The 18,503-nt window shown below is 60.6% G+C and carries 17 protein-coding genes and 1 riboswitch; of the genes, 9 read left to right on the top strand and 8 right to left on the bottom strand.

The features are described from left to right. The first annotated feature begins 13 nt into the window (after positions 1-13). Entirely contained in the window at positions 14-1,195 is a 1,182-nt protein-coding gene (locus EXW71_RS15195) for a murein transglycosylase A (RefSeq protein WP_134659125.1), read from the top strand. 175 nt (positions 1,196-1,370) lie between these two features. On the opposite strand, the gene EXW71_RS15185 is transcribed toward EXW71_RS15195, so the two are convergent. Beyond that, on the bottom strand, positions 1,371-1,757 hold the full coding sequence (locus EXW71_RS15185; RefSeq protein WP_123717210.1) for an MAPEG family protein: 387 nt from the start codon (positions 1,755-1,757) through the stop codon (positions 1,371-1,373). Between the two features lie 180 nt (positions 1,758-1,937). On the opposite strand from EXW71_RS15185, the gene EXW71_RS15180 reads away from it, so the two are divergent. Beyond that, the gene (locus EXW71_RS15180) at positions 1,938-3,197 is read left to right on the top strand and encodes a sodium:proton antiporter (protein WP_123717209.1); all 1,260 of its coding nucleotides are present in this window, start codon (positions 1,938-1,940) and stop codon (positions 3,195-3,197) included. Here EXW71_RS15180 and EXW71_RS15175 read toward each other — a convergent pair. The 3 genes from EXW71_RS15175 to EXW71_RS15165 form a co-directional block, all read right to left on the bottom strand. Further along, the gene (locus tag EXW71_RS15175) at positions 3,191-4,078 is read right to left on the bottom strand and encodes a formate/nitrite transporter family protein (protein WP_134659129.1); all 888 of its coding nucleotides are present in this window, start codon (positions 4,076-4,078) and stop codon (positions 3,191-3,193) included. The two genes, EXW71_RS15180 and EXW71_RS15175, sit on opposite strands and share 7 nt — an antisense overlap. A gap of 72 nt (positions 4,079-4,150) precedes the next feature. Continuing rightward, positions 4,151-6,049: a patatin-like phospholipase family protein gene (locus EXW71_RS15170; protein WP_134659131.1), complete on the bottom strand. Its 1,899-nt coding sequence runs from the start codon at positions 6,047-6,049 to the stop codon at positions 4,151-4,153. Between the two features lie 89 nt (positions 6,050-6,138). Continuing rightward, positions 6,139-6,543 (bottom strand): acyl-CoA thioesterase, encoded by a 405-nt coding sequence (locus EXW71_RS15165; protein ID WP_060753419.1) that lies wholly within the window; start codon positions 6,541-6,543, stop codon positions 6,139-6,141. A 189-nt stretch (positions 6,544-6,732) separates the two neighbouring features. Continuing rightward, positions 6,733-6,840, top strand: a riboswitch (S-adenosyl-L-homocysteine riboswitch). Between the two features lie 21 nt (positions 6,841-6,861). Between EXW71_RS15165 and ahcY the strand changes: the two genes are divergently transcribed. The 5 genes from ahcY (at position 6,862) to EXW71_RS15140 (ending at position 13,409) form a co-directional block, all read left to right on the top strand. Continuing rightward, positions 6,862-8,271 carry an adenosylhomocysteinase gene (gene ahcY / locus EXW71_RS15160; protein ID WP_123717206.1) on the top strand — a complete coding sequence of 470 codons (1,410 nt, stop codon included), beginning with the start codon at positions 6,862-6,864 and terminating at the stop codon, positions 8,269-8,271. 166 nt (positions 8,272-8,437) lie between these two features. Continuing rightward, positions 8,438-9,283, top strand: coding sequence for a methylenetetrahydrofolate reductase [NAD(P)H] (metF, locus tag EXW71_RS15155; protein WP_134659133.1), 846 nt, complete (start codon positions 8,438-8,440; stop codon positions 9,281-9,283). Between the two features lie 77 nt (positions 9,284-9,360). After that, positions 9,361-10,443: a hypothetical protein gene (locus EXW71_RS15150; protein WP_134659135.1), complete on the top strand. Its 1,083-nt coding sequence runs from the start codon at positions 9,361-9,363 to the stop codon at positions 10,441-10,443. A gap of 63 nt (positions 10,444-10,506) precedes the next feature. Continuing rightward, positions 10,507-11,292 carry an ABC transporter substrate-binding protein gene (locus tag EXW71_RS15145; RefSeq protein ID WP_134659137.1) on the top strand — a complete coding sequence of 262 codons (786 nt, stop codon included), beginning with the start codon at positions 10,507-10,509 and terminating at the stop codon, positions 11,290-11,292. A 239-nt stretch (positions 11,293-11,531) separates the two neighbouring features. After that, positions 11,532-13,409 (top strand): DEAD/DEAH box helicase, encoded by a 1,878-nt coding sequence (locus EXW71_RS15140; protein WP_134659139.1) that lies wholly within the window; start codon positions 11,532-11,534, stop codon positions 13,407-13,409. A 67-nt stretch (positions 13,410-13,476) separates the two neighbouring features. Here the strand turns inward: EXW71_RS15140 and EXW71_RS15135 are convergent, their stop codons facing one another. Then, positions 13,477-14,073 carry a YceI family protein gene (locus EXW71_RS15135; protein WP_134659141.1) on the bottom strand — a complete coding sequence of 199 codons (597 nt, stop codon included), beginning with the start codon at positions 14,071-14,073 and terminating at the stop codon, positions 13,477-13,479. A 32-nt stretch (positions 14,074-14,105) separates the two neighbouring features. Next, positions 14,106-14,657, bottom strand: a complete 552-nt coding sequence (locus EXW71_RS15130; protein ID WP_123717201.1) for a cytochrome b — start codon at positions 14,655-14,657, stop codon at positions 14,106-14,108. 272 nt (positions 14,658-14,929) lie between these two features. Between EXW71_RS15130 and EXW71_RS15125 the strand changes: the two genes are divergently transcribed. After that, a complete protein-coding gene (locus tag EXW71_RS15125) occupies positions 14,930-16,336 on the top strand; it encodes an adenosylmethionine--8-amino-7-oxononanoate transaminase (protein WP_134659143.1) in 1,407 nt (468 codons plus the stop codon). A 30-nt stretch (positions 16,337-16,366) separates the two neighbouring features. Further along, positions 16,367-17,086 (top strand): 16S rRNA (uracil(1498)-N(3))-methyltransferase, encoded by a 720-nt coding sequence (locus EXW71_RS15120; protein ID WP_134659145.1) that lies wholly within the window; start codon positions 16,367-16,369, stop codon positions 17,084-17,086. Positions 17,087-17,220: 134 nt separating this feature from the next. On the opposite strand, the gene EXW71_RS15115 is transcribed toward EXW71_RS15120, so the two are convergent. Then, positions 17,221-18,123, bottom strand: a complete 903-nt coding sequence (locus EXW71_RS15115; protein ID WP_134659147.1) for a transporter substrate-binding domain-containing protein — start codon at positions 18,121-18,123, stop codon at positions 17,221-17,223. A 25-nt stretch (positions 18,124-18,148) separates the two neighbouring features. Then, positions 18,149-18,499 (bottom strand): RidA family protein, encoded by a 351-nt coding sequence (locus tag EXW71_RS15110; protein WP_123717197.1) that lies wholly within the window; start codon positions 18,497-18,499, stop codon positions 18,149-18,151. Positions 18,500-18,503 lie beyond the last annotated feature (4 nt).

Here is an 18,503-nt window from a genome sequence, read left to right as displayed (position 1 = left end):
AGGAATTGCTTGTATGAATTTCACCTTCAAACCCTGGAGCCGCCTGGTGTGGGCTCTGCCGATGATCGCGCTGCTGGCCGGCTGTGACGGCGGCAAAGAAGCCAGTAAACCGGAAGCCGCCAAGCCCCATGCCGTCGCTACGTATGTGAGCGCGCCATGGGAAGCCTTGCCAAGCGTGTCCGACAGCGACCTGCTGGCCGGTTTTGAATCCTGGCGCAGCGCCTGCCAACGCCTCAAGGCCGATCCGGTGTGGGGTGCGACTTGTGCGGCAGCGGTAAGCGTGCCAGGCGATGTCGCGGCGATCCGTGGTTTTCTCAAGGAGCGCCTGGATGTATTCGGCCTGCGCTCGGCCGACAACACCCCGAACGGCCTGATCACCGGCTATTACGAACCGGTCTACCCCGGCAGCCTGACCGAAACCGCCACGGCCCATGTGCCCGTGTACGGCGTGCCGGACGACCTGATCATCGTCAATCTGGAAAGTATCTACCCCGAACTCAAGGGCAAGCGCCTGCGTGGTCGTCTGGAAGGTCGCGTGCTCAAACCCTATGACGACGCCGCCACCCTCAACAGCCAAGGCTCGACCGCCAAGCCGATTGCCTGGCTGACCAATCCGATGGACCTGCAGTTCCTGCAAATCCAAGGCTCGGGGCGTATTCAACTGGCGGGCGGGCGCCAACTACGCGTGGGTTACGGCGACCAGAACGGCTACCCCTATCGCCCGATCGGGCGCTGGCTGGTGGAGCAAGGCGAACTGAAAAAAGACGACGTGACCATGGGCGCCATCAGCGCCTGGGCCAAGGCCCATCCGCAACGCATTCCGGAGCTGTTGGCGAGCAACCCCAGCTACGTGTTCTTCAGCGCCCGCCCCGACAGTAACGAAGGGCCACGGGGCTCACTGAACGTACCGTTGACGGCCGGTTATAGCGTGGCCGTTGATCGCAAGGTCATTCCGCTCGGCAGCCTGTTGTGGCTGTCGACCACCAAACCCGATGGCTCACCGATTGCCAGGCCCGTCGCCGCGCAGGACACGGGTGGCGCGATCACCGGCGAAGTGCGTGCGGACTTGTTCTGGGGCACGGGTGATGCCGCGGGAGAGTTGGCGGGGAACATGAAGCAGCAGGGGCAGATCTGGATGTTGTGGCCTAAAGGCGCGACGCTGCCGCAGGTACCCGACGCACCTGCCGGCACCTGATGCTGACCTGTGGCGAGGGAGCTTGCTCCCGCTGGACTGCGTAGCAGGCCCAGTCTTTTCAAACCAAAAGCTGGGGCCGCTTCGCGGCCCAGCGGGAGCAAGCTCCCTCGCCACAGTGTTGCGCCGGCATCAGGGCAGGCCAGCTCACGACAAGCACAGGGGTTTGCGTCAGGCGTCAGATCGAGACAAAGAAGAAACTCGCAATCAATGCCATGCCCGCGAACCACACCAGCGAGCGCAACATTGCCCAATCCGCCAGGTAGCAAATGATGTACAGCAGGCGGCTGGTGATGAACAACACCGCCAGCACGTTGATCGTCACCAGCGACGCCGTACCGGCAAGGTGCGCAATAATCACCGCCGCCGCGAATGCCGGCGTCACCTCAAAGCTGTTCAGTTGTGCGTTGTGAGCGCGTCTTGCCAGGCCGTCCAGGGTATCGAGGAAGGCACGCGGGTCGTGGTTCTGCCGCAGCCCGAATTTGCCTTCGCTGAACTTGGCCACACCCGTGCACAGGTAAGGTAGAAAAATCGCGATCAATACACACCAGAATGCCACCGTCATCACAGATTCCTTTTGTTGTTTTAACCAGCGGCTGGAGTTTTAGCACTAAACATGTCCGGCCGCACTTACCCGCTATGAGCCCTGTAAAACCGAAAAGGTTCTATCCATGGCTTGCAACATCCCGCCGCTGCTGCGGTCCATCCAGCATCAATGACCTACCCCAACTTCCAAGGACCCCGGATGCTTGAACTTGTCGCCGCCTTCATTTGCCTCACCACGCTGCTCACCTATGTGAACTTCCGTTTTATCGGCCTGCCGCCCACCATTGGCGTAATGGTCACGGCTTTGCTCTTCTCACTGATCCTGCAAGGGCTGAGCGTACTCGGCTACCCCGGCCTGGAGGACCGTATCCAGCAACTGATCGGCCAGATCGACTTCGGCGACTTGCTGATGAACTGGATGCTGTCGTTCTTGCTGTTTGCCGGCGCCTTGCACGTCAACTTGAACGACCTGCGCAGTTATCGCTGGCCCATCGGCCTGCTGGCAACTTTCGGTGTGTTGATTGCTACCGTGGTGATCGGCAGCCTGGCGTATTACATCTTTGCCCTGTTTGGCTGGCACGTGAGTTTCCTGTACTGCCTGCTGTTCGGCGCGCTGATTTCCCCCACCGACCCGATTGCGGTGCTGGGCGTATTGCGTACCGCCAACGCCTCGAAACCCTTGAAAACCACCATTGTCGGCGAATCGCTGTTCAACGACGGTACGGCGGTCGTGGTGTTTACCGTGTTGCTGGGCATCGCGCAGCTGGGCGAAACCCCGACGGTGGGTGCTACCGCCATGCTGTTCGCCCACGAGGCGATAGGTGGCGTGGTGTTCGGTGGCCTGATTGGTTACCTCGTGTACCTGATGATCAAAAGCATTGAACAGCATCAGATCGAAGTGATGCTGACCCTCGCCCTGGTCATCGGCGGCTCGGCGATGGCCACCGAACTGCACGTCTCTGCACCGATTGCGATGGTGGTCGCGGGGCTGATCATCGGCAACCTGGGACGCAAGCTGGCGATGAACGACATGACCCGGCGCTACCTGGACGGCTTCTGGGAATTGCTCGATGACATGCTTAATGCCCTGCTGTTCGCACTGATCGGCATGGAGCTGTTGCTGCTGCCGTTCAACTGGCTGCATGTGTTTGCGGCAAGCTTGCTGGCCGTGGCGATCCTGCTGTCGCGCCTGCTGACGGTGGCTCCAGCGATCCTGCTGCTGCGTCGCTGGCGCAGCGTACCGCGCGGCACCATCCGCATTCTCACCTGGGGCGGCTTGCGCGGCGGTGTCTCGGTGGCATTGGCCCTGGCCTTGCCGCTGGGCCCGGAACGCGACCTGCTGCTGAGCATCACCTACATCGTGGTGCTGTCATCGATCCTGCTGCAGGGTTTGAGCATCGGCAAGCTGGTCAAGCATGTGACCCAGGGCGAACCCGAGGCCACACCCGATCCTCACTGATCCTTGTCGACCTGCTGCGGATGCCTCGGATCCGCAGCTGTTTTGCCGGGCAGGCTGCCTTCGCTGCGGATCTGCGCATGGCTGATCAGCGCAAAGATAAAGCTGCCACCAATGATATTGCCGGCCAGGGTCGGGCCGGCAAATACCAGCCAGAAGTCATGCCACGACAGCTCACCGGCGAACACCAGGTAGGAGACTTCCGCCGACCCCACCACGATATGGGTGAAATCGCCCAGCGCCATCAGGTAGGTGATCATGATGATGATCCAGATCTTGGCGCTTTCCATCGACGGGATCATCCACACCATGGTGGCGATCATCCAGCCGGAGATGATGCCCTTGGCGAACATCTGCCCAGGGTTGTTCTCCATGACTTTACGGCCGATTTCGAGGAAGGCCATGTCGGTCTTGGTGTCGAAAATCGGCAGGTGCAACATCACGTAGGCCACCAGCAAGGTGCCGCACAAATTGCCCACCAGCACCACTGACCACAGCCGCAGAAGCCGGCCCGCGTTGTTCAGCGTGGGTTTGCTCATCACCGGCAGCACGGCCGTCAGGGTGTTCTCGGTGAACAGTTGCTGGCGCGCGAGGATCACCGCGAGGAAACCCGCGCAGTAGCCAAAACTGGCGATGACCTTGAAGGCTTCGCCCTCCGGCAGCCGCGAGTTGAGCAACCCCATGGCCATCAATGACAGCCCCATGGTCAACCCAGCGGCCAACGCCGACCACCACAACGCTGCAACATTGCGCTCCAGCTCCTGGTCGCCCTGGGTACGGATGATTTCATGCAGCACAGCCGCTCGGGGTGGCTGGTTTTTGTCTACGTCCTGTTGCTCTTCCTGCGACAGGTTGGGGGTCTTGCCGTCTTCGGGGGTGGCCATGATCTACCAGAGTCCTAAGGAGTACTTGTAGCTACGACACGCCGCAACGATGGCTGTTCAGTGGCCCGGTATTTAAACCGGAATGCGCCAGGCCTTGGCCATTTCAACGGTGGTAGAGCTTATCGGCTTGCTCCAGGGTTTATTGCGCGCACCGTAGTGTTCAATGATGCCGTCGAGTACGCGGTTGAACTCGGCGGGCGTGGTCGCGTCGGCCAAGTCACGCACCGAACGCTGTAATAACTCGCTATTGGCGGTCGATTGGCCCGGACGGTGCATTGAGGGGTAAATCACCTCACGCGTGAAGTTTTCGGCTTTTACCGCGATGTCGCGCCTTTTCATTTCAGCGACGGCACTGGCCATCACTTTGGACAGGGGCGGAGCCTGTCTGGCAGCCACTTGTAACAGCTGCTGAAAATTGCGCCGGCCCGTCGCATTCAAGCGTTGCCCCAACCACTCGACGTGCTCGGGTCGACGGGCCAGCGCGTCCAGGTTACGCAAGGCTGCCGCTACCTTTGGCGTGAGCTTGAGGGCGCCACCGACTTGATTGGCCTCGCTGATGGCGCCATCCAAGGCGTGCAAGGCTTGCTGTGCATGCTTGCGAAACATCAGTACATCTGCGGCGGCGGAGTCTTTCTGGAGTGCCGTTTGCACGCCGGCAAGCAGTTCATCGTCCATCGCCAGCACCGCGCTTTCCAATGAGGGGAACGCGTGAGACTCACGCACCTGTGCACGCTTATCCAGATGCCCTGCTACTGCTTGCCGGCTGCGTGCCTGCAATTCCTGTTTCTGTTCGGGCGTCATGGTGAAGTTGACGGTGCCCTTGAGCAGGCCGCGAAAGTCACCTTTTTCCGTCTTCAACGGCAAGGTCACTGTCTGATCGCTATACGCCTTGAGTCGCTGCTCCTGGTAAGCACCGGCAGCGGCGTGGGGTGTCCCGGTAACGCGGTCGACCCAATGACTGAAGAACCTACCACTTTTCTCTGGCGCTGCGGCCTCGGACTCGAACTTGACGACCAACGACTCGGGCCGATTCAACGGGCTCTGCACAACGGTACCTTCGATCACCCCCGGCGCGGGCGTATTGACCAGCAAGCCACCGTCCTGAAACGCCGTGATCTGTGCCTGTGCCTGGAATCCATGGCCTTGCTCTTCCGGGCTTTTGAACAAGCCCGGCAAAGCGCCCGAAATACGCGCGGCTCGGGCAATGTCCATATCCGGGGTGAGACCGGCATTGAACACAACCAACTGCGGGCGCCCGTCGAACATACCCGTGCCGGTGATATTGAGCGTCTTGATCGCCGGAATATACCGGCTCAACACATCCAGATCGCGAAAAGTCGGGGCACCACCGGCACTGAGCCTGTCGGCGATCTTTATCATGTCGGCGGGTTGTTTAGCCCTGGGCACCTTGGCGATATGAGCGAGGAGCGATTTGCGCGACTCGGTGCGTATCATTTCCTCCAGCGGCGAGGCCTCGGTTTGCAGGCGCGGCAACAGGGTCAGCAGCAGTTGGGAAACGTTGCCGGCGGCACCAGGCAGGCGCCCGGCGAGTTTGCCAAGTTCAGAGCCGACTGTTTGCAGCCAGGCCGTCACCGGGTCTTTGCTATTGAGCAGGCTGGGCAGGTCAATACTGTTCGAGAGCTGACCGAACGCCTGCGCGCCCATGCCGCTGGCGATCAGCGTGGCGGAGATCGCACCGGCGGATGAGCCGGAAACCACTTTGACACCCGATAGCGTGTTGCCCTGCTCAAGCGCCTGCAGCATCCCCGGGAAGGCGATGCCCTTCGCACCGCCACCACTGAGCACAAGATGGCTCACCGGCGGCGGTGAGAGCACCACCCTCACACGGCCATCGCTGTAGCGATACAGGCATAACTTGCGCGGGCCTACCTCGTTGACCAGAGGCGTTTTTACCGCCTGATCGGCCGCTAGAGGCAGCGAGGATTGGACAGGCGAGGTTGACACTTTCATACATGAGGCTCTCTCTGCAGGGTGTAGGCCTGAGTGATGAGAGAGCCCCGCAAAGATCCTTACGGAATAACCCGGTAAAGAATCAACATCTAACCGGCGACGGCGTCATCCTGGAACTGGTCCTTCACGTATTTGATTTCGGTACGGCCGTGGGGCGCAGGCAAGCCATCTTCACCGAGGTTGACGAACACCATCTTTTCCACGGTGAGGATACTTTTACGAGTGATCTTGTTGCGCACTTCACACGTCAGGGTGATGGAGGTGCGGCCGAACTCGGTGGCGGTGATGCCCAGTTCAATGATATCGCCCTGGCGCGAGGCGCTGACGAAGTTGATCTCGGAGATGTACTTGGTCACCACTCGCTGGTTGCCCAGTTGGACAATCGCGTAAATGGCCGCCTCTTCATCGATCCAGCGCAGCAGGCTGCCGCCGAACAGAGTGCCGTTGGGGTTGAGGTCTTCGGGTTTTACCCATTTGCGGGTGTGGAAGTTCATGGGGGTTCCAGGTTCGAGGGGTGTAATCAATAAGGTTGCGCCCCCAGCTGTAAGTTTCAAGCTACAAGCTGCAAGTAAAAGCCGATTCGCTGTTAACTTGCCGCTTGTAGCTTGTCACTTGCCACTAGCCAGACAAAGAAAGCTATAATCGCCCCCGATTTCGAACGGCTGATGCCGTTCTCCCGCCACCTGTCCGAGGGGCGCTGCAGCAGGTCCAACCTGTCAGGCTCGGATGGGGCGTTGTCCGGCCTGGTTGCACCTGGCCTGATACTAAACGCACAACGGCGCCCATTCGCACACTACGAATGGAGGCTCTTCATGAGCGCTGTCAACACGCCTGCAGATTTCACCGACTACAAAGTCGCCGACATGTCCCTCGCCGCCTGGGGCCGTCGCGAAACCTTTATCGCCGAATCCGAAATGCCTGCCCTGATGGGCCTGCGCCGCAAGTACGCCGCTGAGCAACCGCTCAAGGGCGCGAAGATCCTCGGCTGCATCCACATGACCATTCAGACCGCCGTACTGATCGAGACCCTGGTTGCCCTGGGTGCCGAAGTGCGCTGGTCGTCCTGCAACATTTTCTCGACTCAGGACCAGGCCGCTGCCGCAATCGCCGCCGCCGGTATCCCGGTATTCGCCTGGAAAGGCGAGACCGAAGAAGAGTACGAGTGGTGCCTGGAGCAAACCATCCTGAAGGACGGCGCGCCTTGGGATGCCAACATGATCCTCGACGACGGTGGTGACCTGACCGAGCTGCTGCACAAGAAGTACCCGCAGATCCTCGACCGCGTCCACGGCGTGACTGAAGAAACCACCACCGGCGTTCACCGCCTGCTGGACATGCTGGCCAAGGGCGAGCTGAAAATCCCGGCCATCAACGTCAACGACTCGGTGACCAAGAGCAAGAACGACAACAAGTACGGCTGCCGTCACAGCCTGAACGATGCCATCAAGCGTGGCACCGACCACCTGCTGTCGGGCAAGCAAGCCCTGGTGATCGGCTACGGCGACGTGGGCAAGGGTTCGTCCCAGTCCCTGCGCCAGGAAGGCATGATCGTCAAGGTCTCCGAAGTCGACCCGATCTGCGCCATGCAAGCCTGCATGGACGGTTTCGAAGTGGTTTCGCCGTTCATCAACGGCCAGAACGACGGCACCGAAGCCAGCATCGACAAAGCCCTGCTGGGCAAGATCGACCTGATCGTGACCACCACCGGTAACGTGAATGTGTGCGACGCGAACATGCTCAAGGCCCTGAAAAAGCGCGCCGTGGTGTGCAACATCGGTCACTTCGACAACGAGATCGACACCGCTTTCATGCGCAAGAACTGGGCATGGGAAGAAGTGAAGCCACAGGTACACAAGGTTCACCGTACCGGCGCTGGCGATTTCGACCCGCAGAACGACGACTACCTGATCCTGCTGGCTGAAGGCCGTCTGGTTAACCTGGGCAACGCCACCGGCCACCCGAGCCGCATCATGGACGGTTCGTTCGCCAACCAGGTACTGGCGCAGATCTTCCTGTTCCAGCAGAAGTACGCCGATTTGTCGCCAGCCCAGAAAGCCGAGCGCCTGACCGTGGAAGTACTGCCGAAGAAACTCGACGAAGAAGTGGCCCTGGAAATGGTCCGCGGTTTCGGCGGCGTAGTGACTCAACTGACCAAGACCCAGGCCGACTACATCGGCGTGACCGTTGAGGGTCCGTTCAAGCCGCACGCTTACCGGTACTAAGCAGCTGCAAGCTTTCAGTTACAGGCGGCAAGAAAACGCGTTTGTGCTGAGGGTTTGCTACGTCATTGCCCTTTAAGCAGCGATGAGCTGTGAGCTCCAGGCTACAAGAGCAGGCACACCGCCCTCTTGCAGCTTGTAGCTCGCAACTTGCAGCTGGAGACTTCCCATGTCCCAAGACCGTCGCTACAGCTTCGAATTCTTCCCGACCAAGACCGATGCTGGACATGAAAAACTGATGGCCACTGCTGCGCAGTTGGCCACCTACCACCCCGACTTCTTCTCCTGCACCTACGGTGCCGGCGGCTCCACCCGCGATCGCACGATCAACACCGTGCTGCAGCTGGAAAGCCAAGTCAAAGTTCCCGCCGCGCCACACTTGTCGTGCGTGGGCGACAGCAAGGCCGACCTGCGTGGCCTGCTGACCCAATACAAGCAAGCCGGCATCAAGCGTATCGTCGCCCTGCGTGGCGACCTGCCGTCCGGCATGGGCATGGCCAGCGGTGAGTTGCGCCACGCCAATGACCTGGTGAGTTTCATCCGTGAAGAAAGCGGCGATCACTTCCATATCGAAGTGGCGGCTTACCCGGAGATGCATCCCCAGGCGCGAAATTTCGAAGACGATCTGCGCAACTTCGTACGCAAAGCAAATGCTGGCGCCAACAGCGCGATCACCCAGTACTTCTTCAACGCCGACAGCTACTTCTACTTTGTCGAGCGCGTACAGGCCATGGGTGTGAATATCCCGATCGTGCCGGGCATCATGCCGATCACCAACTACAGCAAGCTGGCGCGTTTCTCCGACGCCTGCGGCGCTGAAATCCCACGCTGGGTGCGCAAGCAGCTGGAAGCCTATGGCGATGACGTCAAGAGCATCCAGGCGTTCGGCGAACAGGTCATCAGCGAAATGTGCGAGCAATTGTTACAAGGTGGTGCGCCAGGGCTGCATTTCTATACCCTGAACCAGGCTGAACCCAGCCTTGCCATCTGGAACAACCTCAAGCTGCCACGCTAAGGCTTGCCCGGTGTGCCGAGGCCCTCGTCCAGACGAGGGCCTTTGTCGTTTTACGTACCCACGGAACCCCGCAGTCCATGAATACAGTGTCCCCGACTTCCCGCCCGCAACTGGTCTACCTGGTCTTCGGCGCCGAAACCTACCATCAGGAAGCGGTATTCAGCATCGCCAGCGCACTGGCGTTCCTGCAGGACACCCCGGACGCGGCCGTGGACATCCAGGTCTTCAGTGACAACCCCGAGCCCTATCGATTGCTGCCGGTTCGCGTGCGCCCACTGGACGAAGCCACCCGCAAACGCTGGAGCGAGCCCTACGGCTATCACTTTCGCACCAAGCATGTGGTACTGCGCCAGGTACTGCAGGAATCGCCGGTGGCGCTGCTGATCGACACCGATACGTTCTTTCACCAATCGCCCATGACCCTGTTCGAACGCGTACAGCCCGGCACCCTCCTGTGCAACGCCTTCTACACCAAGTATGGCGATAACCACGAAAGCATCCTCTACACCGCGCTGTACCAGCGCCTGCTGGACATGGGCGTGGCCGACGACGACATGATGACCCTCAACTCCGGCGTCATGGGCCTGACACAACAGGATGCGCACATCCTCGATCGCTCGATCGAACTGATGGATGAACTGTTCCCCCACGCCCAAGGCGCCTACACCCTGGAAGAGTTCTGCCTGTCCATCGCCGCCTACCGCACCGTCAAGGTGCGCGAATGCCCGGACCTGATCCACCATTACTGGAGCCGCAAACAGCTGTTTCGTGCCAAGGTCAAGGCGTGGATCGCCAAGCACGCGGCGGCCCCTACCAGCGCACAAGCCCTCGCGGACACACGGCAGGTCTCCTCCCACTTGCCGCGCCCACCGCGCTTGCAGCGCTTGATGTACAAGCTGATTACGCTGCTGCTGCCCAAGCACCAGCAGCAGTTCATCCGCGAAATCCTCTACGGCTGCTATGAGCACGAGAACGAGTTTGACCAGGCGTGCGGCCCGGTTTGGTGGGACAAGGCGCGACAAAATCAGGAAGAACGCCAGAACCGTCCATTCGATGCCCACCAGTTGGAGCACTGGTTCGCCAACCCGGTGGTGCGGCTGATTCTCGGCGAGCGACGCGCTGCGATCCATGCCCACTTGATGGACGCACCGGCGAAATAGCATCCGCCGCCAATGCGCGTACCAGAGCTTCTCTTTAGGGCTGGGGCGTCGTAATCTCCAGGCATGCCTGTCTTTTTAAAGCTGTTGACCGTTGCGCTTTTCACTTGCCTGAGCCTGGCTGCTTATGGCGAGAAGTTGCGCATTGTCACCGAGCCCTGGACGCCCTACGTCTACGACGACAACGGCACCATGCGCGGGCTCGATTACGAAACCACCGTGACCGTGTTCCAGCGCCTGGGGGTTGATGTGCAATGGCAGTTCCTCCCCTGGAAGCGCTGCCTGGCAATGCTCGACCAAGGCCACGCCGATGGCGCGCTGGATATTTTCCACAGCCACGACCGCGATACCTTGTTGCTTTACCCCAGCGAGCCGCTGTCGGAGGTCGAGTTCGTGCTGTTCTACGCCAACGAACGCCCTCACCCCGTCAAGACCCTGGACGCCTTGAGTGGACTGACAGTCGGCATCTCGCCGGGTTACCTCTATGGCAACGCGTTCAGTGACTCCACGGCTTTCGACCGCGAACCAGCCCCCAGCCACGAAGCCAACTTCGGCAAACTCATGCTGGGGCGCATCGACATGCTGATCACGGATCGCCGGGTGGGCCAGCATGTGATCAAGGACCTGGGCCTGGAGGGCAAGGTCAGCCAGGCGCCACTCGTGGTCAGCCGCCAGCCGCAATTTTTGGCCGTGCGCCGTGGTGCGGGCATGGACTTGCTGGTGCAGCGCTTCGCCGCCGAGCTCAAGCGCTTCAAACAAGAGCCCGCCTATGCCGTATTGAGCGCCAAATACGGCGATGCCCACGTGCACACCACCCCCATTACAACCTCCGCAGGCACCGTTGAGCAGTAGGAAAGCAGCGCGCGGTGATTGCTCTGTTATACTCCGGCCTTTCCGCCAGGCTTACGCCCGGCCGCTGAGGTCTTGAAAAAGGCACCTAACCCAGCTACTGCGCAGCTTTCAGCCCGCGCGAGCCGGTGGAGTGCCCGCCAGACGCAGCAGGACCGGACGGGATTGCGCTCCCCTAAGCGCCATTCACGCCCGGCAAGATTATCCCTTTGGGCCAAGCCCTAACTAAAACAGGATTACTCATGTCCTTTGCTTCCCTCGGTCTCTCCGAGGCTTTAGTCCGCGCCATCGAGGCAGCGGGCTATACCGAGCCTACTCCGGTGCAACAGCGGGCCATTCCCGCCGTGTTGCAAGGTCGCGATCTGATGGTTGCGGCTCAGACAGGTACTGGTAAAACCGGTGGTTTCGCCCTCCCGATTCTGGAGCGGTTGTTTCCCAACGGTCATCCGGACAAATCCCAGCGTCACGGCCCGCGCCAACCGCGCGTACTGGTCCTGACCCCAACCCGCGAACTCGCCGCCCAGGTGCACGACAGCTTCAAGCTGTATGCCCGCGACTTGAAGTTCGTCAGTGCCTGCATCTTCGGCGGCGTCGGCATGAACCCACAGGTTCAGGCCATGTCCCGTGGTGTTGACGTGCTGGTAGCCTGCCCGGGTCGTTTGCTCGACCTGTGCGGCCAGGGCAGCGTCGACTTGTCCCACGTGGAAATCCTCGTGCTGGACGAAGCCGACCGCATGCTCGACATGGGCTTTGTCCATGACGTGAAAAAAGTGCTTGCCCGCCTGCCGGCCAAGCGCCAGAACCTGCTGTTCTCGGCCACGTTCTCCCAGGACATCACTGCCCTGGCCGGCAAGCTGCTGCACAACCCGGAGCGCATCGAAGTCACGCCGCCGAACACCACGGTCGAGCGTATCGAACAACGCGTATTCCGCCTGGCCGCCAGCCACAAGCGTGCATTGCTGGCCCACCTGATCACCGCCGGCGCCTGGGAACAGGTACTGGTGTTCACCCGTACCAAGCATGGCGCCAACCGCCTGGCCGAGTACCTGGACAAGCACGGCCTCACCGCCGTCGCCATCCACGGTAACAAGAGCCAGAACGCACGCACCAAAGCCCTGGCCGATTTCAAGGCCGGCACCGTGCGCATCCTGGTCGCCACCGACATTGCCGCACGCGGCCTGGACATCGACCAGTTGCCACACGTGGTCAACTTCGAGCTGCCGAACGTCGACGAAGACTATGTGCACCGTATCGGCCGAACCGGCCGTGCCGGTCGCTCGGGCGAGGCCATTTCCCTGGTCGCTCCGGACGAAGAAAAACTGCTGAAAAGCATCGAGCGCATGACCAAGCAGAAGATCGCCGACGGCGACCTGATGGGCTTCGATGCCAGCGCCGTGGAGGCTGAAAAGCCTGAAGCGCGCGAGCGTCCGGACGTGCGCAACCCACGCAACCCACGTGGTCCCAAGGGCGACGGCCCGAATGGCGGCGGTGGTGGCGGTGGTCGTCGCGACAAGGGCAAAGACAAGGGCAAGGAAAAATCCGCGACCACCGGCCGTGGCGAACGCCCGGCCCGCGAGCAGAAGCCTCGTGAAGGCACTCCGGCCCGCGAACAGCGCCAGCCAAGCCAGCCGCCACGCGCCGCTGCCGACCGTGCCCCGGACGAGTTCCTGGACGACGATATCGATAACTTCGGTAACCGCGTCGACTACGTGCCTCAGGCCAAACCGGCCCAAGGCCGTGGCCGCCGCCCAGGTGCTCCGGCACCGGGCGCAGGCACCGGCGCCCCACGCAGTGGCCAGCCACAGGGCGGTCGCCAGAACGGACCGCGCAACAGCAGCGGCGGCACCACCGGTACCCCACCAGCCAAGCGCACTGGCGGCCGTAATGGCGCGCCACGCGATGGCCAGGCCCGTCGCGAAGACTCACGTAACCGACGCCCGGCCCGTGATGACCAGCAACGTTCGTCCGAGCCGGCGGTGCAAAACCCGCGCGGTGGGCCGGCGCCGAAGATCATCCACAAGGAGTCGAAAGCGGATCGCTTCCCGACACCCGAGCAGTTGGACCAACTGCCAGGCCGTCCTCGTGGTGAAAAACCAGCGCTGCTGACCCGCAACCGCTGAGTTTTCAAGCCCCATAAAAAATGCCCCGCATCGAAAGATGCGGGGCATTTTTTGTGCGTGGCGAAAATTACTTCGCTTTCACACCTTCGAAAGTCACATACAGTTCAACATTGTTGGATGCCGGGCCCAGGTCCATCTGCTTGCCGAAGTCCTGGCGGTTGATGGTGGTGGTGCCTTCGAAGCCTGCACGGTAGCCGCCCCATGGGTCTTTGCCTTCACCCAGGAAAGTGGCCTTGACCACAACCGGCTTGGTCACGCCCAGCAGGGTCAGGTTGCCTGCTACGTCAGCAGTGACCTTGCCATCGGCGTTCTTGCCGGTAGGGGTGACTTTGGTGGAGACAAACTTGGCGTCGGCAAACTTGCCCACATCCAGGAAGTCTTTGCTGGAGATATGCTTGTCACGTTCAGCGTGGTTGGTGAACACGCTGGCAGTACGCACATTGACTTCGATCTTGGCGTCTTCAGGCTTGGCGGCGTCAAAGCTGAACTTGCCATCCAGATCCTTGAAGGTACCGGTGATGTAGCTGTAGCCCAGGTGGCTGATCTTGAAGTCGACGAAGGCGTGTTGGCCTTCCTTGTCGATTACATAGTCGGCAGCCATTGCCGAACCGGCAGACAGCAGGGCGGAACCGATTGCCAGAGCGGCGAGAGTCTTTTTCAACATGCTTTCTATTCCTTGTGAGTCGAGGTTGAACATCAGGCTTTGCGCCCCAGCATTCGTGTCAGGGTCACATCACGGTCAATGAAGTGGTGTTTCAAAGCAGCCACGCCATGCAAACCGGCGAAGACCACCAACACCCAGGCGAGGTACAGGTGCACCACGCCGGCGTTATCTGCCTGGTCCGGTAGCCCGGAAACCACGGCAGGAATCTCAAACAGGCCAAACACCGGGATACCGACACCGTCTGCGGTGGAAATCAGGTAACCGGCGATCATCACGGCAAACAGCCCGAGATAAAGAAACGCGTGCCCGAATGCGGCACCGATACGGGTCAAACGGCTGTAGCTGGCCAGCGGTGGCGGCGGCGGGCTGACCAGGCGCCAGACAATCCGCACCAGCATGACGGCGAACAGCGTGATGCCGATGCTCTTGTGCAAATCCGGAGCGTCTTTGCGCCAGGCGCTGTAATAGTCGAGACCGACCATCCACAAGCCCAGGGCGAACAAACCAAACACCACCAGAGCGACACCCCAGTGCAAAACGATACTGACCCAACCATAGCGGGCCGCTGAATTGCGTAGCTGCATGTACTTAATCCCGTAAGAGCTGTGCCAAGCCTAGCGATTTACCTATCGAATTAAAGCGGAAAATTTCGCTTTGAAATATCGAGAAATACGATATTGAGGGTATGAAGCCTAAATTAACAATGGATTAAGGACTATCCAGAAGAAACGTGACAGACCGTCCTGTGTTTACTGCCTATTCGCACGTAATGGGTTGTGACGCGGCCGCCCATTGCATAGGCTTGCGCGATTGTTTCGCCTGCGTGGTTCGCAGGACCGCTTCGAGGAGAAAACCGATGGGCTTGAACAACCAGTGGATGCAACGCGACCTCGCGGTGCTGTGGCATCCCTGCACCCAGATGAAAGACCACCAGCAATTGCCGCTGGTCCCCATCAAGCGCGGTGAAGGCGTATGGCTGGAAGACTTCGAAGGCAAGCGCTACCTCGATGCCGTCAGTTCCTGGTGGGTCAACGTGTTTGGCCACGCCAACCCGCGCATCAACCAGCGCATCAAGGACCAGGTCGACCAGCTTGAACACGTGATCCTCGCCGGTTTCAGCCACCAGCCGGTAATTGAGCTGTCCGAGCGCCTGGTGCAGATCACGCCCGAAGGCCTGACCCGGTGCTTCTACGCCGACAATGGTTCGTCCTGCATCGAAGTTGCGCTGAAAATGAGCTTCCACTATTGGCTCAACCGTGGCCTGCCGAACAAGAAACGCTTCGTCACCCTGACCAACAGCTACCACGGCGAGACCATCGCCGCGATGTCGGTAGGCGACGTGCCGCTGTTTACCGAAACCTACAAGGCGCTGCTGCTCGACACCCTCAAAGTGCCTAGCCCGGACTGTTATCTGCGCCCCGAGGGCATGAGCTGGGAAGAACATTCGCGCAACATGTTCCAGGCCATGGAACAGACCCTCGCGGAAAACCATGAAACGGTCGCCGCGGTGATCGTCGAACCGCTGATCCAGGGCGCCGGCGGCATGCGCATGTACCATCCGGTATACCTCAAGCTGCTGCGCGAAGCCTGCGACCGCTACGGCGTGCACCTGATCCACGACGAAATCGCCGTGGGCTTCGGCCGCACCGGCACCCTGTTCGCCTGTGAGCAGGCCGGCATCCGCCCAGACTTCCTGTGCCTGTCCAAAGCCCTCACCGGCGGTTACCTGCCGCTGGCCGCCGTGGTCACTACCGAAGACGTGTACAGCGCGTTCTACGACGACTACCCCACTCTGCGCGCCTTCCTGCACTCCCACAGCTACACCGGCAACCCGCTGGCGTGCGCGGCGGCCCTGGCAACCCTGGATATTTTCGAAGAAGACAACGTCATCGAAAACAACAAGGCCCTGGCCCAGCGCATGGCCACCGCTACCGCGCATTTGGTTGACCACCCCCACGTCGCGGAAGTCCGCCAGACCGGCATGGTGCTGGCCATCGAGATGGTCCAGGACAAAGCCACCAAGACCGCCTACCCCTGGCAGGAACGCCGTGGCCTGAAGGTATTCGAACACGCTCTGGAACGCGGTGCGCTGTTGCGGCCGCTGGGCAGCGTGGTGTATTTCCTGCCGCCCTATGTGATTACGCCGCAGCAGATCGACTTCCTTGCCGAGGTGGCCAGCGAAGGCATCGATATTGCGACCAGCAGCAGCGTCAGCGTCGCCGTGCCACAGGATTTTCACCCGGGCTTTCGCGATCCGGGTTGATTGCCGACACACCTTTTCCAGAGAACAGAAATGAGATTGTCCCGCTTTTTCACCGACACCCCGCTGAGCCTCGGCGACGTTGAGCTGCCCGAGGCCCAGGCGCATTACATCAGCCGCGTGTTGCGCATGGTCGAAGGCGACGCCGTGCAATTGTTCGACGGTTCCGGCCAGGAATTCCTGGGCAACTTGCTGGAAGTCGGCAAGAAGCGCGTCATCGTGCAACTGACCGAGAGTTTTGCGGGCCAGACCGAATCACCGCTGCACATCCACCTCGGCCAGGGCCTGTCCCGGGGCGAGCGCATGGATTGGGCGATTCAAAAAGCCACCGAACTGGGCGTCAATGCGATCACCCCCATTTTCAGCGAGCGCTGCGAGGTGCGCCTCAAAGACGAACGTGCCGACAAACGCCTGCTGCACTGGCGCCAGGTGGCGATCAGCGCCTGCGAGCAATGCGGGCGTTCGACGGTGCCGGTGATTAATCCGCCGTTGCTGTTGGCGGACTGGTTGAAGCAGACCGAGGCAGACCTGAAGCTGGTGCTGCACCCGGTGGCCGAGCCGATGGTCAGCCACGCCAAACCGTCGAGCCTGGCCTTCCTGATCGGCCCCGAGGGCGGGCTGACGGACAACGAAGTCGAAACCGCCCAAAGCGCCGGCTACCACGCCGCCCGCCTTGGCCCACGGGTGCTGCGCACCGAAACCGCGCCGGTAGTAGCGCTGGCCGTCGCCCAACAACTGTGGGGCGATTTCTGAACCCGCGCGGCAACCTCAAGCAAAAATGTGCAAGGGGCAGTGCGACGATTCGCACTGACTCCCGATAGCAGCGGGTCAGAAAAAGCAGGTGTTTGATACACCGCTAACGGGACCACGCCCTGCCCGCACTCAGATCAGTCCACAGGGTCACTGGTCGGGTTGGCGATAATCGCCTTCAACTCACGGGTCATCGGGAATTCCAGGTTCAGGCCCTTGGGCGGAATCGGCTGCTCAAACCAGCGCTGGTAAATCCCATTGATCTCCCCGCTGCGGTACAGGTCACCGAGGGTTTCGTTGACCACGGCAAGAAACTGCGGGTCGTCCTTGCGCACCATGCAGCTGTAGATTTCCCTCGATTGCTCCTTGCCGACCACCACCCAGTGGTGCGGGTCCCTGGCCTTGGCGCGCTCACCATAAAGCAGCGCGTCATCCATGTAGAACGCGACCGCACGGCCGGTCTCCAACATCTTGAACGCTTCGCCATGGTCCTTGGCGCTGATCACGAACATATTGGCCTTGTGCTCGGCGTTATAGCTCTTGAGAAAGCGCTCGTTGGTGGTGCCCGCGGTGGTCACTACGTTCTTGCCCTTGAGGTCGTCGAACCCCTTGATGCCGCTGTCCCTGGCGGTGAGCAACTGGCCTTTCACGTAGATAAAACCATAGGAAAAAGCCACCTGCTTCTGCCGTTCGGCCGTCACCCCGGTGGAGCCGCACTCCAGGTCGACGGTGCCGTTCTGCACCAGGGGAATGCGGGTTTGGGAGGTCACCAGGGTGTATTTCACCTTGAGGTCCGCCACGCCGGTTTTCTGCTGGATACGCTCAACGATCTTGTTCGCCAACTCAACCGAATACCCCATGGGTTTGCCGCTGTTGTCCCCGACATAGGAAAACGGCACAGACGCATCGCGATAGCCCAGCGTGACGGATTGGGCGCTGGCGATCTTGCCCAGCGTCCCGTCCAACGGCGCTTGGTTCGCATAAACCTGTGCTCCCAATAAAAGCCCCAAGGTGCAGCCGCTCAACAGGATCTTTTTCATTGTTATTCTCCGTTGGTTTTTCTGGTTATTTACGTACAGCGATCACGCTGATTTCCACCCGCACACTTGGCCGCGCCAGCTCCGCTTGCAGCGTGGTGCGCGTTGGCGCCCGGCCTGGCGACAGCCACGCAGACCACACTTCATTCATAGGCGCAAAACCCTCGCCGATATCTTTCAGATAAATAGTCGCATTGAGCAGATGGTCCTTGTCGCTGCCGGCCTGGGCCAGCAGCACATCGAGCTTTGCCAGGACTTCTCGGGTTTGTGTCGCCACGTCCTGGCCTTCGCCCGGCACTTGCCCCGAAATAAACACAAGGTCCTTGAAAGTGACGGCTCCAGAGAGACGCTCGTTGCTGTCGATTCGGCTGATGGTCATGGAG

This window comes from Pseudomonas sp. BCA17, assembly GCF_004519405.1.
Taxonomy (GTDB): Bacteria; Pseudomonadota; Gammaproteobacteria; order Pseudomonadales; family Pseudomonadaceae; genus Aquipseudomonas.
This window is presented reverse-complemented; position numbering and strand designations above follow the sequence as displayed.

Excerpts from the sequence above, each read along its gene's own strand:
- EXW71_RS15125 (WP_134659143.1), top strand. The coding sequence starts at position 14,930 with ATGGGCTTGAACAACCAGTGGATGCAACGCGACCTCGCGGTGCTGTGG.
- EXW71_RS15185 (WP_123717210.1), bottom strand. The coding sequence starts at position 1,757 with ATGACGGTGGCATTCTGGTGTGTATTGATCGCGATTTTTCTACCTTAC.
- EXW71_RS15165 (WP_060753419.1), bottom strand. The coding sequence starts at position 6,543 with ATGAACTTCCACACCCGCAAATGGGTAAAACCCGAAGACCTCAACCCC.
- EXW71_RS15180 (WP_123717209.1), top strand. The coding sequence starts at position 1,938 with ATGCTTGAACTTGTCGCCGCCTTCATTTGCCTCACCACGCTGCTCACC.
- EXW71_RS15115 (WP_134659147.1), bottom strand. The coding sequence starts at position 18,123 with ATGAAAAAGATCCTGTTGAGCGGCTGCACCTTGGGGCTTTTATTGGGA.
- EXW71_RS15130 (WP_123717201.1), bottom strand. The coding sequence starts at position 14,657 with ATGCAGCTACGCAATTCAGCGGCCCGCTATGGTTGGGTCAGTATCGTT.
- EXW71_RS15195 (WP_134659125.1), top strand. The coding sequence starts at position 14 with ATGAATTTCACCTTCAAACCCTGGAGCCGCCTGGTGTGGGCTCTGCCG.
- metF (WP_134659133.1), top strand. The coding sequence starts at position 8,438 with ATGTCCCAAGACCGTCGCTACAGCTTCGAATTCTTCCCGACCAAGACC.
- EXW71_RS15150 (WP_134659135.1), top strand. The coding sequence starts at position 9,361 with ATGAATACAGTGTCCCCGACTTCCCGCCCGCAACTGGTCTACCTGGTC.
- EXW71_RS15120 (WP_134659145.1), top strand. The coding sequence starts at position 16,367 with ATGAGATTGTCCCGCTTTTTCACCGACACCCCGCTGAGCCTCGGCGAC.
- EXW71_RS15145 (WP_134659137.1), top strand. The coding sequence starts at position 10,507 with ATGCCTGTCTTTTTAAAGCTGTTGACCGTTGCGCTTTTCACTTGCCTG.
- EXW71_RS15175 (WP_134659129.1), bottom strand. The coding sequence starts at position 4,078 with ATGGCCACCCCCGAAGACGGCAAGACCCCCAACCTGTCGCAGGAAGAG.
- EXW71_RS15135 (WP_134659141.1), bottom strand. The coding sequence starts at position 14,073 with ATGTTGAAAAAGACTCTCGCCGCTCTGGCAATCGGTTCCGCCCTGCTG.
- EXW71_RS15170 (WP_134659131.1), bottom strand. The coding sequence starts at position 6,049 with ATGAAAGTGTCAACCTCGCCTGTCCAATCCTCGCTGCCTCTAGCGGCC.
- ahcY (WP_123717206.1), top strand. The coding sequence starts at position 6,862 with ATGAGCGCTGTCAACACGCCTGCAGATTTCACCGACTACAAAGTCGCC.
- EXW71_RS15110 (WP_123717197.1), bottom strand. The coding sequence starts at position 18,499 with ATGACCATCAGCCGAATCGACAGCAACGAGCGTCTCTCTGGAGCCGTC.
- EXW71_RS15140 (WP_134659139.1), top strand. The coding sequence starts at position 11,532 with ATGTCCTTTGCTTCCCTCGGTCTCTCCGAGGCTTTAGTCCGCGCCATC.